Raw genomic sequence first — 14,748 nt, forward strand, 5'->3', positions numbered from 1 at the left:
GTGCTTGGTGATGGGACGGTCGGGCGGGGCGTTAGAACAGCAGGCTCATGGGCAGAATCAGCAGGATCGCGACCACGGAGGCTACTGAGACTCCCACCGTGACCGATTTCAATGCACCCCTCACACTCTGGCCCAAAAGGGACTGCAGGAGCCAGAACGTGTTGCTGGTGACGTGAACCATGAAGAGCGAGCCGGCGCCGGCGGCGAGGGCCAGCAGCACGGGATCAAGTCCAATCGCGGGCGCGATGGGTGCCAGCAGCCCGGCTGCCGTGATGGCGGACAGAGTGACGGAGCCGACGGCGATGTGCAGCACTGCGGCGATGGCCCAGACCACCAGCAGCGGGGCTACGGTGCTCGCTGAGAAGAAGCCACCAAGGATGTCGCCGAGGCCGGCGGCTTTGACGGTGGCTGCCAGGGATCCGCCCACGCCGGTGAGGATCAGGATCTGGCCGCTTTCCTTGAAGCCGACGGCAATGGCCTCTTCAACTTTTTTCTGGCCAATGGACGCCCGGGTTACAAGGCAGGTGCCGATCAGCCCTATGAGAAGAGCGATGACAGGTTCGCCAAGCAGCTGGAGCCAGGGGAGATCGATCTTGAAAATCTGGAGGATGGCGCCCGCTCCGATGAGGATCAGGGAAGTCAGGAGCGGGGCGAAGAGCATGATCAGCGGTTTCTCTTTGCTCTCGCGTTCGGTAACAACCACTGCGCCCTTGGTTGGCTGGGTGTTGGGCCCGGCGCCGGAGTTGCTGGCGGCATCTGTTCCGGGGAGGGAGCCGCTTATGGGTTCCTCGCCCTCGCTGTCTTCCTCGGCCACGAAGGTGTGGTCCTCGTCCTTGGCTTCATTCCAGAAACCGCGGCGGAAGAGGAACGTCATGATGGCAATGGAAATGACGATGGTGGGAATCACCAGCAGCAGGCCGAAGAGCAGCATCTTGCCGAGCGGGACGTTGAGGAGGCCGGCCAAAGCCAGCGAAGCCACGCCGGGGACCGTAAAGACGATGCCGCATTCCAGTGCGATAGCCATGGCGGTTGCCATGCGTGCCGTTCCCAGTTTTCCGATTTTGGGAGCCAGCTTACGGGCAAGCGGGGCTGAGATAACCAGGAGGACATCCAGGAAGATGGACTGGAGGAGCGTGCCTATCGCCAGACCCATCGTGTACGGCAGGCGTTTGGGGCCGAAGGTCTTGAGGAGATGCTCCACCAGGCGCCGGATAGCACCACTCTGATTGAGGATGGAGCCCATCAAAACGCCGAAGGCGATGAGCAGGCCCACATCCACCATGATCTCGCCGAAGCCGGACGTGATGGTCTTGACGGTCTCTTCGACACCGAGGCCGACGGCCAGGCCTAAATACACGGAGGCGATGACCAGGGAAATGACGGGGTTGACTCTGAAGCGGACGATTAGCACGACGGCGGCCAGGACCGCTACAGCTGTGTTGATCAGAACAGCAATGTCTGACATGGGAATCCGATCGTTGGGCCTTCCACTTTGAAGGCTTGGAATTGATGCGCGCCGCGTGAGACAGGCCACATCACTAATCCCATATTATGAGTTTGAACTCATATTGCAAGCCCTTGCGACGAATTAGACTGTGCCAATTGGTCCCTGCGCTGGGAAGGGGGCCGTGCCCGCTTCGCGATGCCCGCCACGCCGCGGCCCCCTTCCCAGCTCCGCTCAATGAGTGCCCGAAGGCGCGGGGCAGCAATATCCGAGCCGCTTTGTTAGAGCTCACAGCGCAAGGTAGTCCGAATGGAGATGGAAGTCTCGCCGTCGTGGGTTGGGCCAAAACGCACTACTGGGACTATTTCGATGGACCTGCGCCTGCAGGCCATTACCTCGGCGGAATCACGGTAGCTCGGCCTTTTCGGCGCCAAGGCGTGGCGGCGGCGTTGACAGAGGCAAGGCTGCTGTGGATCTGGGAGCGGGCGGATACTGCCTGGTATGTGGTCAACTCCCGCAATCAAGCGTCGCTCGCCCTCCACCAGCATTGGGGCTTTGAGGAGGTGGCCCGCGGTCCCGGATTTCACACGGTAATGTTCGACGGCGGCGAGGGACTGTTGCTCAAGGTGTCCCGCCCGGAGGTCTAAAGAAGGGGACGTGGGCGATTTCACTGCCTTGCCCTTCGTGATGCAACTCCGGCGGCTTAGCATGGTCCACAGATACGCCAACTGGGGGAGTGTGTAATGGGGCCACTGGAATCGACTCAAGCCAACATGACTGGTGCGGCATCAGCCCGGACCGGGGTGGGGGGCGATTCCCCTTTAGGTCCCGGGTCCCGGGCAGCTTTGCGGGCCAAACGACGGCGGCCTTCCCGGCTGAGGAAACTGGACCTGGCAATCATCCTGGTCCTGGTCATCCTTCTGGCCCTTTCCGCCACTCCCTGGCCGTCCGCCATGTTAATTCGCAGCGTTTTTGAGCGCGGAGCGCAGTCCACCATTGACGAGATGGAGCCATACGTCCCGGACACTCCATTGCAGGAGCGCGCCGGTGTCGTTTACAAGCCCGGCTCTACCTTTGACGTTTTCAGCCCTGCGGGGACCACCGCTGCGCTCCCGACCATTGTTTGGATTCATGGCGGTGCGTGGATCTCCGGGGCTCAAGGCGATGTGGAACCCTATCTCCGGATTCTTGCCGCTGAGGGATACACGACCATTGGGGTGAGTTACCCGATCGCACCGGAGGCCGTCTATCCGACGGCCGTGCGGGACATCAACGATGCCCTTGGCTATATCAAGGCGCACGCCACAGAATTGAACGTGGACACCACCCGGATTGTCCTGGCCGGCGATTCTGCAGGAGCGCAGTTGGCCAGCCAAATGACCACTCTCACTGTTAACCCTGAGTATGCGAAGCTGATGGGGGTCGAACCCGCGCTCCAGAAATCGGACCTTGCCGCTACAATCCTGCATTGCGGTGTGTATGACCTCCGGGCCATGGCGGACCTCAATGGCCTGGTTGCGTGGGGCTTCAAAACCTCGTTGTGGGCATATACGGGAACGAAGGACTGGTCCTCCACATATGCGGGCAGCACCATGTCCACCATTGATTTTGTGACCAAGGATTTCCCGCCGACCTTCATCAGCGGCGGCAATGGCGATGGTCTGACGTGGCTTCAGTCGGTTCCCTATAGCAATCGCCTGAAGGAAGCGGGCGTTCCGGTAACCGAATTGTTCTGGGCTGCGGACCACGACCCCGAACTGCCGCATGAGTACCAGTTCCACTTGAACTTCACCGAGGCGCGCGATGCCAGGGATAAGACCTTGGACTTCCTGTCGGCGCATGCCTCCAGAACGAATTGAGGGACATACTGTGGACCGCTCGGAAGAACATATCGACGCTGGAGCCTTTTCGCTGCCGGAAGCCATGACGGGTAGGGCAAGCCCCGCCAAGGCGGCAGTCGGCGACAAGCCCGTCTTCGCCTACATCGCCAGCCTTCCGCAGCCACAGCGTGGCATCGCCGAAGCCATCGATGCACTCGCGGCCAAGTCACTGCCGGGGCTCCAGCGCTCGGTGAAATGGGGCATGGCGTATTACGGCGTTGGCGATGGCTGGTGCTTCAGCTGCGGCGGCTTCGCTGGCCACGTCAAACTCATGTTTATCAATGGCGCGACGCTTCAGCCTGTGCCGCCGGTGACGCCCGTGGGAATGGGCAAAGCGACGCGGGGTGTGGAGCTCAAATCCCTGGAGGACATCGACGAAGACCAAATTGCCATGTGGATGAAACAGGTCACGTCCGTCCCAGGTGTCGGAGGCAAGAAGCGTTGATGGATACCCTGCGGGAATAGTTTGTGATGCTCTCCCGTTCTCTCATTTAGATGCATATGCATGTATGCTGGGGAATGAACGAGCAACAGGAGAATGCCATGGAAACCCGCCGCATCACAGTCCTTTCCGCCGGACTCGGCGTACCGTCGTCGAGCCGTCTGCTGGCGGACCAACTGGCCGCTTCCGCCGAGCGGCAGCTGCGGGCGGCAGGCTACGAAGCGAGGATCGACGTCGTCGAACTTCGAGACCGGGCCGTGGACATCGCCAACAACTTCGTCACCGGTTACGCCGCTCCCCGCCTCGCGGAGGTGATTGCCGGCGTCGAGGATTCCGACGGTATCATCGCCGTCAGCCCTGTTTTCAGCGCGTCCTACAGTGGCCTCTTCAAGTCCTTCATCGACGTCCTGGACCCCAAGTCCCTCGACGGCAAAGCCGTACTGCTTGGCGCCACCGGCGGCACCGACCGCCACCAGATGGTTCTGGACTACGCCATGCGTCCGCTGTTCAGCTACTTGCGGACCCGGGTTGCGTCCACCGGCGTCTTCGCCGGGCCCCAGGACTGGGGAAACGACGACGGCGGCTCGCCCCTCTCGGCCCGCGTAGACCGGGCTGCCGGTGAACTCGTGCAACTGCTCAGCGGCCGCCAGCCCGGACGCAAGGCGCCAGCGCTGGAGTCGCTGCCATTCGAACAGTTGCTGGCCGGTATCTCAGCTGGCAGGTAGGCCCATGTCGCTGGAGTCGTGGAAGTAGGCGCGTTGCCACTCCTGTGTCTTTCGGGCCGCGCGACTCGTTGTAAAGGCCCACGGAGGATAAACGCGGAAACCACGCTTGCCGCCCGTGCCGTTAACCGAAACTATGCCGTGACTGATCATGGCTGACCCCGGAAAGACGAAGTGACCGGACTTCTCCTCTTCCCTTACTGAGATCACCAGGGTGTTGGCGTCGTCGGCGGAAGGGTGGTCCGCTGGGAAAGGCTCCGTGCCTCCGTCGGGCGATCGCCGCCACACGGCGACGAAGAGACCCACCTTCTTTGGCGTGAGCTTGCCGGCACGGAATCGAATCAATGCCCTGCCACTGGTGGCGATGGCGGCTCCGTACTCTGCATTATCGGCCTCGGGAGTGGGCTGGGAGCACTCCCTCCCAAGCAGTTTCATGAGCCGCTGTGCTTCGCCAAGGTCCGGATGAATCATCCGTTCAGTATGCACGGACCCGCCAACTCTTCGAATTTCAGTTGGCGGTCGGACCGAACTATTCGCGGGGTCCGGTCGTTGGGGCAAGCATGAAGTGTCCTGTGGATTCCATTGACCTGGTGATGAGCGAACGAAGCGGCGTGGAGATCGACTACTGCCCGCAGTGCAGGGGTGTATGGCTGGATCGCGGTGAGCTGGACAAGATTATTGATCGCGTCGCCGCCGAAACTATGCCCGCCCCTGCCAGGCAGGCGCCAGCACCCCAGCAGCCTCCGATCGCGCCGCCGCCCATCTACAACCCCTTTGAATCGCGTCCGCAACAGCCCCGCTACGATGACCGCGGCGATCGCCGCGACTATGACCGGCGGGGTGACTATGACCGCCGCGATGAGTATGGCCGCAAACGCAAGAAGAAGGAAGGCTTCCTGGGGGACCTGTTCGACTTTTAGTCGCGCTCAGTCGTCCAGGAGTTCGATGAATTCACGGGCCTGTTTGATGGTGATGTCCGAGTGGCGTGTCAGGGCCAGAGCTGCGCCCTCCACATCGCCGCTTTTTGCCAAAGTCCGGATTCGTCCGTAGATCTCGTCGTTGAGCATGTTGCTGCTCACCTCGCGCGTCACGTCGCCCTTGCTGACGATGGCCCGGTACCGGTACGGGAAGCGCTCGGGCTCATCGTCGTCCTCCGACAAGAGATCCTTGGGCGGGGCCTCTGGCGTGAAGGGTTGCGGGTGGGAGGCCAGGGCGCCGACGGCGTCACGCGACGCCCGCAGCCCCTCCCCGGTGGCCTGCAGATACAGTTTGATCGCTGCCATGCCCTGGCCCTGGGCAATGAGCGAGTAGAGCCGCCTATGCTGTTCCTCGTTCAGCTTCGCAGCCGATTCTTTGGCGAGCTGAACCGGATCCTTGGGGGAGTTGGCTGCAGCTACGCCAGCCTTCGTCTCGGCGGAACGCTTGCTAAAGGAACGCATCAGCAGCAATACGCCCGCAATGACCGCGATCAAAATCACGAGCGGGACAAACAAGGAATCCATGGCGTTGTCAGAGCCGATCTATGTAGTTCTTAGCAGTGAGTAAGTCTGAATGGGTGGCCTGGCGGAAGACTTTGATGGCTTCTATCTTGCGCCCGCCGCGAACCAGGTTCTGCAACTCAAAGGCGAGCTGCGGATTGAGCTGTCCATTGGGAAGCACCGCAGGCTGATGCCCCGCCTGGGCGCCTGCCGTCCTGGCGGCTTGGGCCTGATGAGCGGCCCGGCTTTGTTCTGTCTGCTGGGTGTGCTGGGCCTCGTTCTGGCTTGGCTTGGTGGAAGCCTCGATCTTGGCCCGGGCAGCAAGCGCAGCCTGAACTTGTGAAGCTTGATGCGCTGCGGAACGGGCCGCAAGTTCATGTTGATAGCGCTCGGCATCGGAAAGGCCTGTGTCGCGCGGTTTGAAGGCCGCTGAAAGCGCCCACAGCAGGCCCAGGAGGACAATTAGCGGAAGGGCAATCATCAGCACGTCACCAAAGTTCATCCCCATGCTTAGAGCTTATGCCAGAACTTGGTTATCCACAGCACATTCCAGTCCCGGCATAGACTTCTGAGAGGACAGTGTCAAATTAAGGCCTGCTTTGTAAGATGCATCACATTTGCGGCATGTTTAGCATGGATTTAAGGCTCGGGTGACCAACTGGACCAGCTGGGTCTGTGGATGATTTTCCACCGAAACTTTCTTTGCTCCACAGGCTGTGATGAATGTTTCCGCAGGTCAGACCATAGTTACTGCAAAAAGAATTTCTCTATCCACAGGGTAACGCACAGACTGTGCACAACGTGGAGGCGGTATTCCACAGGTTATCCACATGTGCACTTGACAGTGGACTTTGCGCCCGGTCTTAGCACCGCTAACGTGGCTCGGGTACCTGTTTCAGTATGGAATTTACCCTCTCAGTGACCTTCAGGCAGCCGCGCGCAAACATGCTTGGGGAGACTTCTGTGGATAAGTTGTGGAAATTGGGGAAAGCCGAAAATTGTCGGACCCCCATGGATATAACAGGAGCACTCGGCTGGTCCGGAGGCTCGGGCAATCCATCCCAGGTCCACCTGCGCTTTACGCACCGCTGAGGGACTAACTCTCGCAGCGGTACACAAATGGAGGACGGCTTTGTCAGTTACGCACTTGGACTCAATCGAGGGCTCACGCGCTTCGGATTCGAGCCGGAAACCTCCGCAGGACATCCCCGCTGAGCAATCAGTCCTGGGCGGCATGATGTTGTCCAAGGACGCAATCGCCGACGTCGTGGAAATTGTTCGTGGTCACGATTTCTACCGTCCCGCGCACGAGACCATCTATGAGTCCATCATTGACCTCTACGGCCGCGGCGAACCCGCGGACGCCGTAACGGTCTCCGACGAACTGACCAAGCGCGGTGAGATCAACAGGATCGGCGGACCGGCCTATCTGCACGAGCTCATCCAGACCGTGCCAACGGCAGCCAACGCCGGCTACTACGCCGAGATCGTGGCCGAGCGCGCAGTATTGCGCCGCCTCGTGAACGCCGGCACCAAAATTGTCCAGATGGGCTATGGACAGGACGGCGAGGTGGAAGACCTCGTCAACCAGGCACAGGCCGAGGTTTACGCGGTTGCTGAAAAACGCACCGCCGAAGATTACGTGGCGTTGAAGGACGTCATGGAGTCCACTGTGGACGAGATCGAAGCTTCCGGGCATCGCGGCGAGGGCATGACGGGCGTTCCCACCGGTTTCTACGAGCTCGACGAACTGACCCACGGCCTCCACCCGGGCCAGATGATTGTTATCGCTGCCCGTCCTGCGGTTGGTAAGTCCACGTTCGCACTGGACTTCGCACGCTCCGCCGCCATCAAGAACAATCTGGCCACAGTCATGTTCTCCCTCGAAATGGGCCGGAACGAGATCGCGATGCGCCTGCTTTCCGCTGAAGCCACCATCGGTCTGCAGGACCTCCGAAAGGGCACCATCAAGGACGAGCAGTGGTCCAAGATTGCCACCACCATGGGCCGCATGAACGACGCCCCGCTCTTCATCGATGACAGCCCCAACATGTCACTCATGGAAATCAGGGCAAAGTGCCGCCGGCTGAAGCAGCAGCATGACCTCAAGCTCGTGATCCTGGACTACCTCCAGCTGATGAGCTCTGGTAAAAAGGTTGAGTCCCGCCAGCAGGAAGTCTCCGAGTTCTCGCGTGCACTCAAGCTGCTAGCCAAAGAACTCCAGGTCCCCGTTATCGCGCTGTCCCAGCTGAACCGTGGTTCCGAGCAACGCCAGGACAAGCGCCCTATGGTGTCTGACCTTCGTGAATCAGGTTCCATCGAGCAGGACGCTGACATGGTCATCCTGCTCCACCGTGAAGACGTGTACGACAAAGAATCGCCGCGAGCCGGCGAGGCCGACATCCTCATCGCCAAGCACCGTAACGGTCCCACCAAAGACATTGTTGTCGCGTTCCAGGGCCACTACTCGCGCTTCGCGAACATGGCCGGCGATGCTGGTGGCGGCGGAGGCTTCTAAGCTTCAGACTCGGGTCCCGGCCTCCGGGAACGGGGGAGGACCGACGATTTCGATGCCACCATTTACCCGCCCGGATTCTCGAATCCGGTCAAAGTCCACCATCTGAGCCTCGCCTTCGGTCCCGAGAGGTTCGCTGGCGCCGTCGTAAAAGGCCTGCGAGCTGCCGGGCGTGTGGAGGCATAAAGCGCGGGTTCCGTCCTGAAGCACCTTGAATGCGTGGGGTACGCCGCGGGGTGCAATGGTGACTCCGCCGGCTACGACGCGATGCTCCTCACCGTCCATGTTCATCAGGATTTCTCCGGCCAAGATGTACATGGTCTCGTCAGAGTCCGGATGCGAATGCATCGGCGTCACTTTATTGAGGGACATCTCGTCTTCAAATAGGAGAAATGCGCCTGCTGTCTCGTCTGCCGTCGCCTTCCAGATATGGACGCCACCACCGAAGAACCAGCGCTTGGCCCCTTCTCCCGGCTGTCGGATGATTGCTGATGCTGTCTTCTTCGTCTCCATGGTGCTCGCCTCAATGCGTTGTAGGAAGACTTTATGAGACGTATGTCTCATGACAAGACTCATGTACCATGAAGGGTATGTCAAGAGCCTACGTCGACGTTGGCCGGACAGGTCAAAAGCGCCGCACGCTGGAGGCCCTCGTCGGGTCAGCTCGTACCCTGATCGCGTCCGGCATTTCCCCCACTGTGGATGAGGCCGCTCAAGCAGCAGGGATTCCGCGGAGCACCGCCTATAGGTATTTCTCCGGACAACGGGAGCTCCTGGCTGCCGCCCATCCTGAAACCGCACGAACATCGCTGCTTCCCTCCCCTCCTCCTGAGGGTGTGGCGGAGCGATTGGACGCAGTGGTAGAGGAGTTCCTTCGGATTATTGTTGAAACGGAAGTCCAGCAACGCACAATGCTGCGGCTTTCGCTTGAGCAGTCACGCGGAGAAGGCAACAGCCTTCCCCTCCGACAGGGCAGGGCAATTGGCTGGATCACCGAAGCCCTTGCCCCACTGCAAAGGACAATGACGGATCAGGACATCCATCAATTGGTCCTGGCCATCAGGAGTGCCATCGGCATCGAGTCCCTCGTCTGGCTAACCGACGTCGGCGGGCTTAGTCGTGAGGAAGCCGTCGCCTCAATGAGGTGGACGGCAGGGGCCCTCCTATCCCACGCGCTCTCCAGCGGACTCCCGGTCCGCGCATGAATCCGGTGCTTCGCTAAAGGCGATGTTCCAACAGGACTAAGGCGGCTGTTCAGGGCCGTGGCAGTACCAGCAGGTACCCGCTGGGGAGCGCGCTACTCCAGCGTCGCGGCTCCCGGACCACGAATTGCGTAGCCAGCTGCTCGGGTGTCAGAACGCTGTTGGGGGCAGGCGAAGGCCCCCACTGCCCACTGCCGTAGGGATAGAGCGGATCCTGCACGCGAATTCCCGTGACGGAGAAGCCCGGGAATTGGGAGGGATCACCGACCGACTCGAATCCGCTCATCACCCAAGCGTGGCGGCCACTCCACATGACCAGGCCGACGGGTCGGCCCGTAGTGGCCATGGCTCGCGCGGCGGTTCGCAGTGCTTCCCCATAGTTAGCGACGCTGACGACTTCGTAGGGTCCCATCCCGACGGCGGTCAGCACCGCTGCCCAGCCGAAGGGGTTCGCGCCGTTGAATGAGTCGGATGACCGCATCCGCGCCATTTCCCATAGCTCGGCCTGCTGGTCGCGGCCGGCCCATGTGCCGCCTCCGGTATCGTCGATGAGGTTGTGCGCGATTTGGATGCTAGCTGCAACACACCAATCAAACGTGTACTGCGGTACAAAGTCGCCCTCTTGGTACAGGTTGAGGGAATACGCCTGAGGCACCGCTATAGGCGTTGGGACTGGAACAGGTGTCGAAATCGGAGCAGGGGCTGTTGTTGGAGTGGGCCCCTGAGCTGGACCGGCGACACCGCCGGCCACTGGCTGGGCCGTGGAAGATGATGGCGATTGATTCGGGGCGGCCTCGTCTACGCCTATCGGGGACGAACAGGCCGACAGAAGGGTGGCAAAGGCGACGAACCAAGCCAGAAGACGGGCACGGGCACCGGTCATGATCCAGTTTAGCGCGGGGCTGGCTGACCCCTGAAGGCCGCCTTTTCCGCCATTGCCTGGGGGTTACACCGCTAAATGCGGCGCAGCGTGGAGTAGGGGCGACTTGGCAGGGTTCCTGCCACCCATGGCTGAACTGATGGTTCCAGTGGAATCTGCCCGCGGCCGTCGCGGATCACCAACACCACCGCGCCTATCGCGGCGGCAAGGGAAGCCAGACCCAGCAGGATGAGGACAACAGCAAAAGCCACAGACATCTCCATGCACCTCTAGGCCTAATTTTACCGGTGTTCGTGCCTGAGGTGATGGGGGTTTCAGCTAGTTGCCAGCAGCCTTGAGCAAATGATCCGGCAGCCGATTCCCCGGCGCCTGTCCTCGGATTTCCAGCAACTCGCGAGCGTGGGCATGCAACTTCTTGTCCTCTTCGGACACAGGAACCCACTCAGGAATGGGCACAGCCGTCCCCGTTTCATCCCGGGCCACCATCACGGTGAGGCAGTACGTGGTCAGATTCATCTCGCGGGTTTTCGGATCCCCGGAGCGGACGTGGACAGCGATGTGCATTCCCTTTGCGCCGGTGTAAACGAGGCGTGCTTCTACTTCCACCACGTGGCCGATCAACAACGGCCGATAGAAGCGCACGCCACCTGAGAACACTGCCACGGTGTCCTTGCCGCAGTATCGCGAGGCGCAAACGTACGCGGCTTCGTCGATCCATTTCATGACGATGCCGCCGTGGACCTTGCCGCCCCAGTTCACATCAGTGGGGGCCGCCATAAACCGCAGGACGACGCGCTCGGCGGTCCCGGCGTCGGTATATTCCTGGGCGTTCATCGCATTGACGATCTGTTCACGCACTTCAATGCGCGCAAGCGCGTGATCCCTTTGCTCGATTTCTTCCGCAGTGGAGGGCGCGAATTGCGGCACGGGAATCGGTTTGCCGTCAGGTCCCACGGCCACGAAAATCACCATGCACTGGCTGTGCATCGTCTCCGGTCCGCCCTTGGGGTCACGGGAACTGACCACTGTGTGGATGTGCATGGAGGAGCGACCCGTGTACACGATGGTGGAAGTTACCTCCACCATGTCGCCACTGTTCACCGGATCGGTGAAGTGAATGTTGCCCACATAGGCCGTGACGCAATACGACTTAGCCCAGCCCACGGCTGCGGCGTACGCGGCCTTGTCCACCCACTCAAGGACTGTGCCGGCGTCGACCGAGCCGCTGTGTCCAATGTCCATGGGAGCTGCAAGGAAGCGGAGGGTCACGGAGTTGCCGGCTGTCTCACTCATGCTGGAAGTTTACTGTCGGCATGTTTCTGTTACGTGAGTAAGTCTGAACCGCTGTCCCAGTGGCCGGACGACTGCTCCCTACCCGCGCTGGATTCCCAGGGTTGCGATGAGATCCTCATGCAGCTCGAACCACACACGATGGAAGGAATCGCGGTCGGTTGCAGTGAACCAGACCGTGTCCGTGCGGGCGTGCTTGAGCGCATCCTTCAGTCGCTGGGAGTAGCCCGCGAATCGTGGCAATGATCCCGTCAGACGTTCTTCCAACGGACTCCACGAAGCCAACGCCTCCTCCAAAATCCCGGAGGCAGCCGTGCCCGTTACCTGCTGCAGTTGGATGGCGCCGCAGACACTGACAACAGTCAGATTAAGGTCCACAAACTCGTCGTGCACACCCATCACCATTGCGCCGGCGTCTTCACGGTCCAGTTCAGCTGCGAGGAGGCGTTCATTCTCGACACGCCCGGCACTGGACAGGGACCACCCACTGCTACCAGCAAAGGAAGTGTGGGAGACGAACCCGAGCACGCCGGCGTCGATGAGTTCGGATTCGACCAGGCTGTGATCCCGGTTGAATCGATCCGCGACGGCTTGGGTTTCGGCGAACCCGAGGAGCCGGACGGCGTGGAGTGTAAACAACAAGTCGCCGGTCATTCGGCTGATTCCGCAACGGCGGCGCAGGCAACTGTTCCCAAAGATCCGTTGATCGTCAGAGAGGTTCCGTCCGCGAGCAACGTCATCGCGTCCCGGACACCTACGACGGCCGGTATTCCGAACTCACGGGCGACGATGGCGGCGTGGGACAACATTCCGCCACTCTCAGTGACAACTGCCGCAGCCATCCCAAAAAGTGGCGTCCATGCGGGGTCGGTGGTGCGGCACACCAACACATCGCCAAGCTGGAAACGGCTGAAGTCATCGGGCCCATTGATGATTCGCGCGGCCCCACGGGCCGTCCCTGCACTCGCCGCGGTTCCGGTCAGTGTCAGAGCCATCGTCACCGCCCACCAGGGTTCGGTCGATCGGAAAGCCGATCCAGTCGTTGCTGTGCGGCCTGGGCGGAGCGGAGCCCGAGGCTCTCTGCGATCTGCGGCCACGTGAGGCCTTCTGCCCGCGCAAGGAACAGAAGCGCAGTTTCGACGGCGTCCATCTCACCACGAGCGGCGGCAACCAGCGCGAGGGCGGCACGCAGATCCGAGGCCTCGACCCGGACGGGATTTGCGTCTGCGGCCTGACCGGAACCCCTAGAGCGCCACAGCACGTGCTGGATCAGGTCCATGGCCGAAGGAGGTTGACCAGGGGCGAGCCATGGTCGGGGACTGAGGTCCGAACCACCCATGTCCATGAGTAACCGGACAGCCCTGGTTTCCCGCTCCGCTTCGTCAGCGTCCTGGGAGTCCCCAACGTTTTCCATGTGCTGCTCCTTCGCTTCTTCGACCACAAGCATGGGATATCAACACTATGTTGTCAACACGATGTTGATGGCCACCGGGCCATGATGACACATTCGCCTTTCGAGTTGATACGCAAATGAGAATCAATATCATTTAACTCATGCCTCATCATCGCACTCTTACTTCCCCTGGCCCAGCCACTCCGAAACGCCACTTCCCCGCAAAGTCGCTTGCCGCCGTCGGGCTTTCCGCCCTTCTACTTAGCGCCTGCGCAGCCCCTGGAGGCTCAGCTGGCAACGCCGCAGAGCCGGCGACTTCCAGCAGTGAGAAGTCCGGCCCGAAAGAGGCCGGCGCGCCCACTCCGCGTCTGGTTTACACGCACGACGCCGGTATTGGAGTTCTGGACGCCACCACCCTCAAGTCTGTGGGAGGGGCGGAATTGTCCGGTTTCAATCGGCTGAATCCCGCTGGCGACGGACGCCACGTGTTTGTATCCACGGGCGACTCGTTCCGCCTGTTCGACGCGGGCGCCTGGACCGAGCCGCATGGCGACCACAGCCATCATTACGTTGCCGAGCCCAAGCTGACCGAGCTGGCGTTTGAAGCGGACGAGTCCGGTCACGTGGTTCGCCATGCGGGCAAGACGGTCCTGTTCAGTGACGGATCAGGCAAGGTGGAGAGCTTCAAGTCGTCCTCATTGGGTGCTTCGACCGAGGATGGTGCGCTGCCTGACACCGACGTGTACACGACGCCGGAACCGCATCACGGTGTGGCAGTCGAGCTTGAAGACGGCAAGTTGCTGGTGACCCTCGGGAACGAGGAAAGCCGCTCAGGAATCGCTGTCCTCTCCGCAGGTAAGGGCCAGGAGCGTCAGGAAATCGTCCGCAACGAGGACTGCCCGGGCGTCCACGGCGAGGCTGTTGCGGCCGGAGAAGCTGTGGTGGTCGGTTGCGAGAACGGCATGCTGATCTACAAGGATGGCGTGATTACCAAAGTCGCCAGCCCGGACGCCTATGGACGTCTGGGTAACCAGGCGGGTTCCGAGAAGTCGGCGGTGATCCTGGGGGATTACAAGGTGGACAAGGCCGCTGAGCTGGAACGGCCAACCCGCATTTCGCTGGTCAACACTGAGACCGCAAACCTACAGCTTGTGGATATTGGAACCAGTTACTCCTTCCGCTCGCTCGGCCGCGGACCTGCCGGTGAAGCGCTGGTGCTCGGAACTGATGGTTCGTTGCGTGTCATCGACCCGGTTTCAGGCTCTGTGACCTCGACTATCCCGGTAGTCGCCGCTTGGGAAGAATCCACCACCTGGCAGGACCCGCGTCCCACGCTGTTTGTCCAGGGCTCGACGGCGTTCGTCACCGAACCTGCGACGAGCAGCATTCACGCGGTGGACTTGAAGACGGGCAAAGTGAAGAAGTCGGCTGAGCTGGAGCACGTCCCGAATGAGCTAGCCGGCGTGGAAGGCTAAACGCCCACCGTGGTCATTTTGCCGATC

At 61.1% G+C, this 14,748-nt stretch carries 19 protein-coding genes; 8 read left to right on the top strand and 11 right to left on the bottom strand.

Translation table 11 applies throughout. The annotated features are described in order from the left end of the window. Nucleotides 1-31 precede the first annotated feature (31 nt). Nucleotides 32-1,465, bottom strand: a complete 1,434-nt coding sequence (locus ACTAQJ_RS17130; RefSeq protein WP_498697880.1) for a GntP family permease — start codon at nucleotides 1,463-1,465, stop codon at nucleotides 32-34. 311 nt (nucleotides 1,466-1,776) lie between these two features. Between ACTAQJ_RS17130 and ACTAQJ_RS17135 the strand changes: the two genes are divergently transcribed. From ACTAQJ_RS17135 to ACTAQJ_RS17150, 4 genes are all read left to right on the top strand, one after another. Continuing rightward, a complete protein-coding gene (locus tag ACTAQJ_RS17135; RefSeq protein WP_498697881.1) occupies nucleotides 1,777-2,091 on the top strand; it encodes a GNAT family N-acetyltransferase in 315 nt (104 codons plus the stop codon). 96 nt (nucleotides 2,092-2,187) lie between these two features. Continuing rightward, complete coding sequence (locus ACTAQJ_RS17140; RefSeq protein WP_498697883.1) at nucleotides 2,188-3,303, top strand: alpha/beta hydrolase; 1,116 nt, start codon at nucleotides 2,188-2,190, stop codon at nucleotides 3,301-3,303. After that, nucleotides 3,284-3,769 (top strand): DUF1801 domain-containing protein, encoded by a 486-nt coding sequence (locus ACTAQJ_RS17145; RefSeq protein ID WP_498697885.1) that lies wholly within the window; start codon nucleotides 3,284-3,286, stop codon nucleotides 3,767-3,769. Before ACTAQJ_RS17140 ends, ACTAQJ_RS17145 begins: the two co-directional genes overlap by 20 nt. A gap of 98 nt (nucleotides 3,770-3,867) precedes the next feature. Further along, nucleotides 3,868-4,491 (top strand): FMN reductase, encoded by a 624-nt coding sequence (locus ACTAQJ_RS17150; RefSeq protein WP_498702213.1) that lies wholly within the window; start codon nucleotides 3,868-3,870, stop codon nucleotides 4,489-4,491. Here ACTAQJ_RS17150 and ACTAQJ_RS17155 read toward each other — a convergent pair. Continuing rightward, nucleotides 4,477-4,959 carry a MepB family protein gene (locus ACTAQJ_RS17155; RefSeq protein ID WP_498697887.1) on the bottom strand — a complete coding sequence of 161 codons (483 nt, stop codon included), beginning with the start codon at nucleotides 4,957-4,959 and terminating at the stop codon, nucleotides 4,477-4,479. The two genes, ACTAQJ_RS17150 and ACTAQJ_RS17155, sit on opposite strands and share 15 nt — an antisense overlap. A gap of 101 nt (nucleotides 4,960-5,060) precedes the next feature. Here ACTAQJ_RS17155 and ACTAQJ_RS17160 point away from each other — a divergent pair, with 101 nt between their 5' ends. Next, a complete protein-coding gene (locus tag ACTAQJ_RS17160) occupies nucleotides 5,061-5,408 on the top strand; it encodes a TFIIB-type zinc ribbon-containing protein (protein ID WP_498697888.1) in 348 nt (115 codons plus the stop codon). Nucleotides 5,409-5,414: 6 nt separating this feature from the next. Here the strand turns inward: ACTAQJ_RS17160 and ACTAQJ_RS17165 are convergent, their stop codons facing one another. Next, nucleotides 5,415-5,990, bottom strand: a complete 576-nt coding sequence (locus tag ACTAQJ_RS17165; protein ID WP_431117295.1) for a hypothetical protein — start codon at nucleotides 5,988-5,990, stop codon at nucleotides 5,415-5,417. 7 nt (nucleotides 5,991-5,997) lie between these two features. Then, entirely contained in the window at nucleotides 5,998-6,468 is a 471-nt protein-coding gene (locus tag ACTAQJ_RS17170) for a hypothetical protein (protein WP_431120072.1), read from the bottom strand. A 630-nt stretch (nucleotides 6,469-7,098) separates the two neighbouring features. On the opposite strand from ACTAQJ_RS17170, the gene dnaB reads away from it, so the two are divergent. Then, nucleotides 7,099-8,484 (top strand): replicative DNA helicase, encoded by a 1,386-nt coding sequence (dnaB, locus tag ACTAQJ_RS17175; RefSeq protein WP_498697890.1) that lies wholly within the window; start codon nucleotides 7,099-7,101, stop codon nucleotides 8,482-8,484. Nucleotides 8,485-8,487: 3 nt separating this feature from the next. Here the strand turns inward: dnaB and ACTAQJ_RS17180 are convergent, their stop codons facing one another. Then, nucleotides 8,488-8,994 carry a cupin domain-containing protein gene (locus ACTAQJ_RS17180; RefSeq protein WP_498697891.1) on the bottom strand — a complete coding sequence of 169 codons (507 nt, stop codon included), beginning with the start codon at nucleotides 8,992-8,994 and terminating at the stop codon, nucleotides 8,488-8,490. 77 nt (nucleotides 8,995-9,071) lie between these two features. Here ACTAQJ_RS17180 and ACTAQJ_RS17185 point away from each other — a divergent pair, with 77 nt between their 5' ends. Then, the gene (locus tag ACTAQJ_RS17185; protein WP_498697893.1) at nucleotides 9,072-9,686 is read left to right on the top strand and encodes a TetR/AcrR family transcriptional regulator; all 615 of its coding nucleotides are present in this window, start codon (nucleotides 9,072-9,074) and stop codon (nucleotides 9,684-9,686) included. Nucleotides 9,687-9,735: 49 nt separating this feature from the next. Here the strand turns inward: ACTAQJ_RS17185 and ACTAQJ_RS17190 are convergent, their stop codons facing one another. The 6 genes from ACTAQJ_RS17190 to ACTAQJ_RS17215 form a co-directional block, all read right to left on the bottom strand. Next, nucleotides 9,736-10,338, bottom strand: a complete 603-nt coding sequence (locus tag ACTAQJ_RS17190) for a hypothetical protein (protein WP_498697895.1) — start codon at nucleotides 10,336-10,338, stop codon at nucleotides 9,736-9,738. A gap of 299 nt (nucleotides 10,339-10,637) precedes the next feature. Continuing rightward, complete coding sequence (locus ACTAQJ_RS17195; RefSeq protein ID WP_498697896.1) at nucleotides 10,638-10,820, bottom strand: hypothetical protein; 183 nt, start codon at nucleotides 10,818-10,820, stop codon at nucleotides 10,638-10,640. Nucleotides 10,821-10,881: 61 nt separating this feature from the next. Beyond that, the gene (locus ACTAQJ_RS17200; protein ID WP_498697898.1) at nucleotides 10,882-11,856 is read right to left on the bottom strand and encodes an acyl-CoA thioesterase; all 975 of its coding nucleotides are present in this window, start codon (nucleotides 11,854-11,856) and stop codon (nucleotides 10,882-10,884) included. 78 nt (nucleotides 11,857-11,934) lie between these two features. Beyond that, nucleotides 11,935-12,507: a hypothetical protein gene (locus tag ACTAQJ_RS17205; RefSeq protein WP_498697901.1), complete on the bottom strand. Its 573-nt coding sequence runs from the start codon at nucleotides 12,505-12,507 to the stop codon at nucleotides 11,935-11,937. Continuing rightward, the gene (locus ACTAQJ_RS17210; protein ID WP_498697903.1) at nucleotides 12,504-12,848 is read right to left on the bottom strand and encodes a PEP-utilizing enzyme; all 345 of its coding nucleotides are present in this window, start codon (nucleotides 12,846-12,848) and stop codon (nucleotides 12,504-12,506) included. Before ACTAQJ_RS17210 ends, ACTAQJ_RS17205 begins: the two co-directional genes overlap by 4 nt. 2 nt (nucleotides 12,849-12,850) lie before the next feature. Continuing rightward, nucleotides 12,851-13,267 (bottom strand): hypothetical protein, encoded by a 417-nt coding sequence (locus tag ACTAQJ_RS17215; RefSeq protein WP_498697905.1) that lies wholly within the window; start codon nucleotides 13,265-13,267, stop codon nucleotides 12,851-12,853. Between the two features lie 140 nt (nucleotides 13,268-13,407). On the opposite strand from ACTAQJ_RS17215, the gene aztD reads away from it, so the two are divergent. Beyond that, nucleotides 13,408-14,721, top strand: coding sequence for a zinc metallochaperone AztD (aztD, locus tag ACTAQJ_RS17220; RefSeq protein WP_431117286.1), 1,314 nt, complete (start codon nucleotides 13,408-13,410; stop codon nucleotides 14,719-14,721). Nucleotides 14,722-14,748 lie beyond the last annotated feature (27 nt).

The organism is Arthrobacter sp. alpha11c, from assembly GCF_054149985.1.

What these genes read in the sequence shown, in the direction of transcription:
- ACTAQJ_RS17130 (WP_498697880.1), bottom strand. Translation starts at nt 1,465, where the DNA reads ATGTCAGACATTGCTGTTCTGATCAACACAGCTGTAGCGGTCCTGGCC.
- ACTAQJ_RS17140 (WP_498697883.1), top strand. Translation starts at nt 2,188, where the DNA reads ATGGGGCCACTGGAATCGACTCAAGCCAACATGACTGGTGCGGCATCA.
- ACTAQJ_RS17145 (WP_498697885.1), top strand. Translation starts at nt 3,284, where the DNA reads ATGCCTCCAGAACGAATTGAGGGACATACTGTGGACCGCTCGGAAGAA.
- ACTAQJ_RS17150 (WP_498702213.1), top strand. Translation starts at nt 3,868, where the DNA reads ATGGAAACCCGCCGCATCACAGTCCTTTCCGCCGGACTCGGCGTACCG.
- ACTAQJ_RS17155 (WP_498697887.1), bottom strand. Translation starts at nt 4,959, where the DNA reads ATGATTCATCCGGACCTTGGCGAAGCACAGCGGCTCATGAAACTGCTT.
- ACTAQJ_RS17165 (WP_431117295.1), bottom strand. Translation starts at nt 5,990, where the DNA reads ATGGATTCCTTGTTTGTCCCGCTCGTGATTTTGATCGCGGTCATTGCG.
- ACTAQJ_RS17170 (WP_431120072.1), bottom strand. Translation starts at nt 6,468, where the DNA reads ATGAACTTTGGTGACGTGCTGATGATTGCCCTTCCGCTAATTGTCCTC.
- ACTAQJ_RS17180 (WP_498697891.1), bottom strand. Translation starts at nt 8,994, where the DNA reads ATGGAGACGAAGAAGACAGCATCAGCAATCATCCGACAGCCGGGAGAA.
- ACTAQJ_RS17185 (WP_498697893.1), top strand. Translation starts at nt 9,072, where the DNA reads ATGTCAAGAGCCTACGTCGACGTTGGCCGGACAGGTCAAAAGCGCCGC.
- ACTAQJ_RS17195 (WP_498697896.1), bottom strand. Translation starts at nt 10,820, where the DNA reads ATGTCTGTGGCTTTTGCTGTTGTCCTCATCCTGCTGGGTCTGGCTTCC.
- ACTAQJ_RS17200 (WP_498697898.1), bottom strand. Translation starts at nt 11,856, where the DNA reads ATGAGTGAGACAGCCGGCAACTCCGTGACCCTCCGCTTCCTTGCAGCT.
- ACTAQJ_RS17205 (WP_498697901.1), bottom strand. Translation starts at nt 12,507, where the DNA reads ATGACCGGCGACTTGTTGTTTACACTCCACGCCGTCCGGCTCCTCGGG.
- ACTAQJ_RS17210 (WP_498697903.1), bottom strand. Translation starts at nt 12,848, where the DNA reads ATGGCTCTGACACTGACCGGAACCGCGGCGAGTGCAGGGACGGCCCGT.
- ACTAQJ_RS17215 (WP_498697905.1), bottom strand. Translation starts at nt 13,267, where the DNA reads ATGGAAAACGTTGGGGACTCCCAGGACGCTGACGAAGCGGAGCGGGAA.
- aztD (WP_431117286.1), top strand. Translation starts at nt 13,408, where the DNA reads ATGCCTCATCATCGCACTCTTACTTCCCCTGGCCCAGCCACTCCGAAA.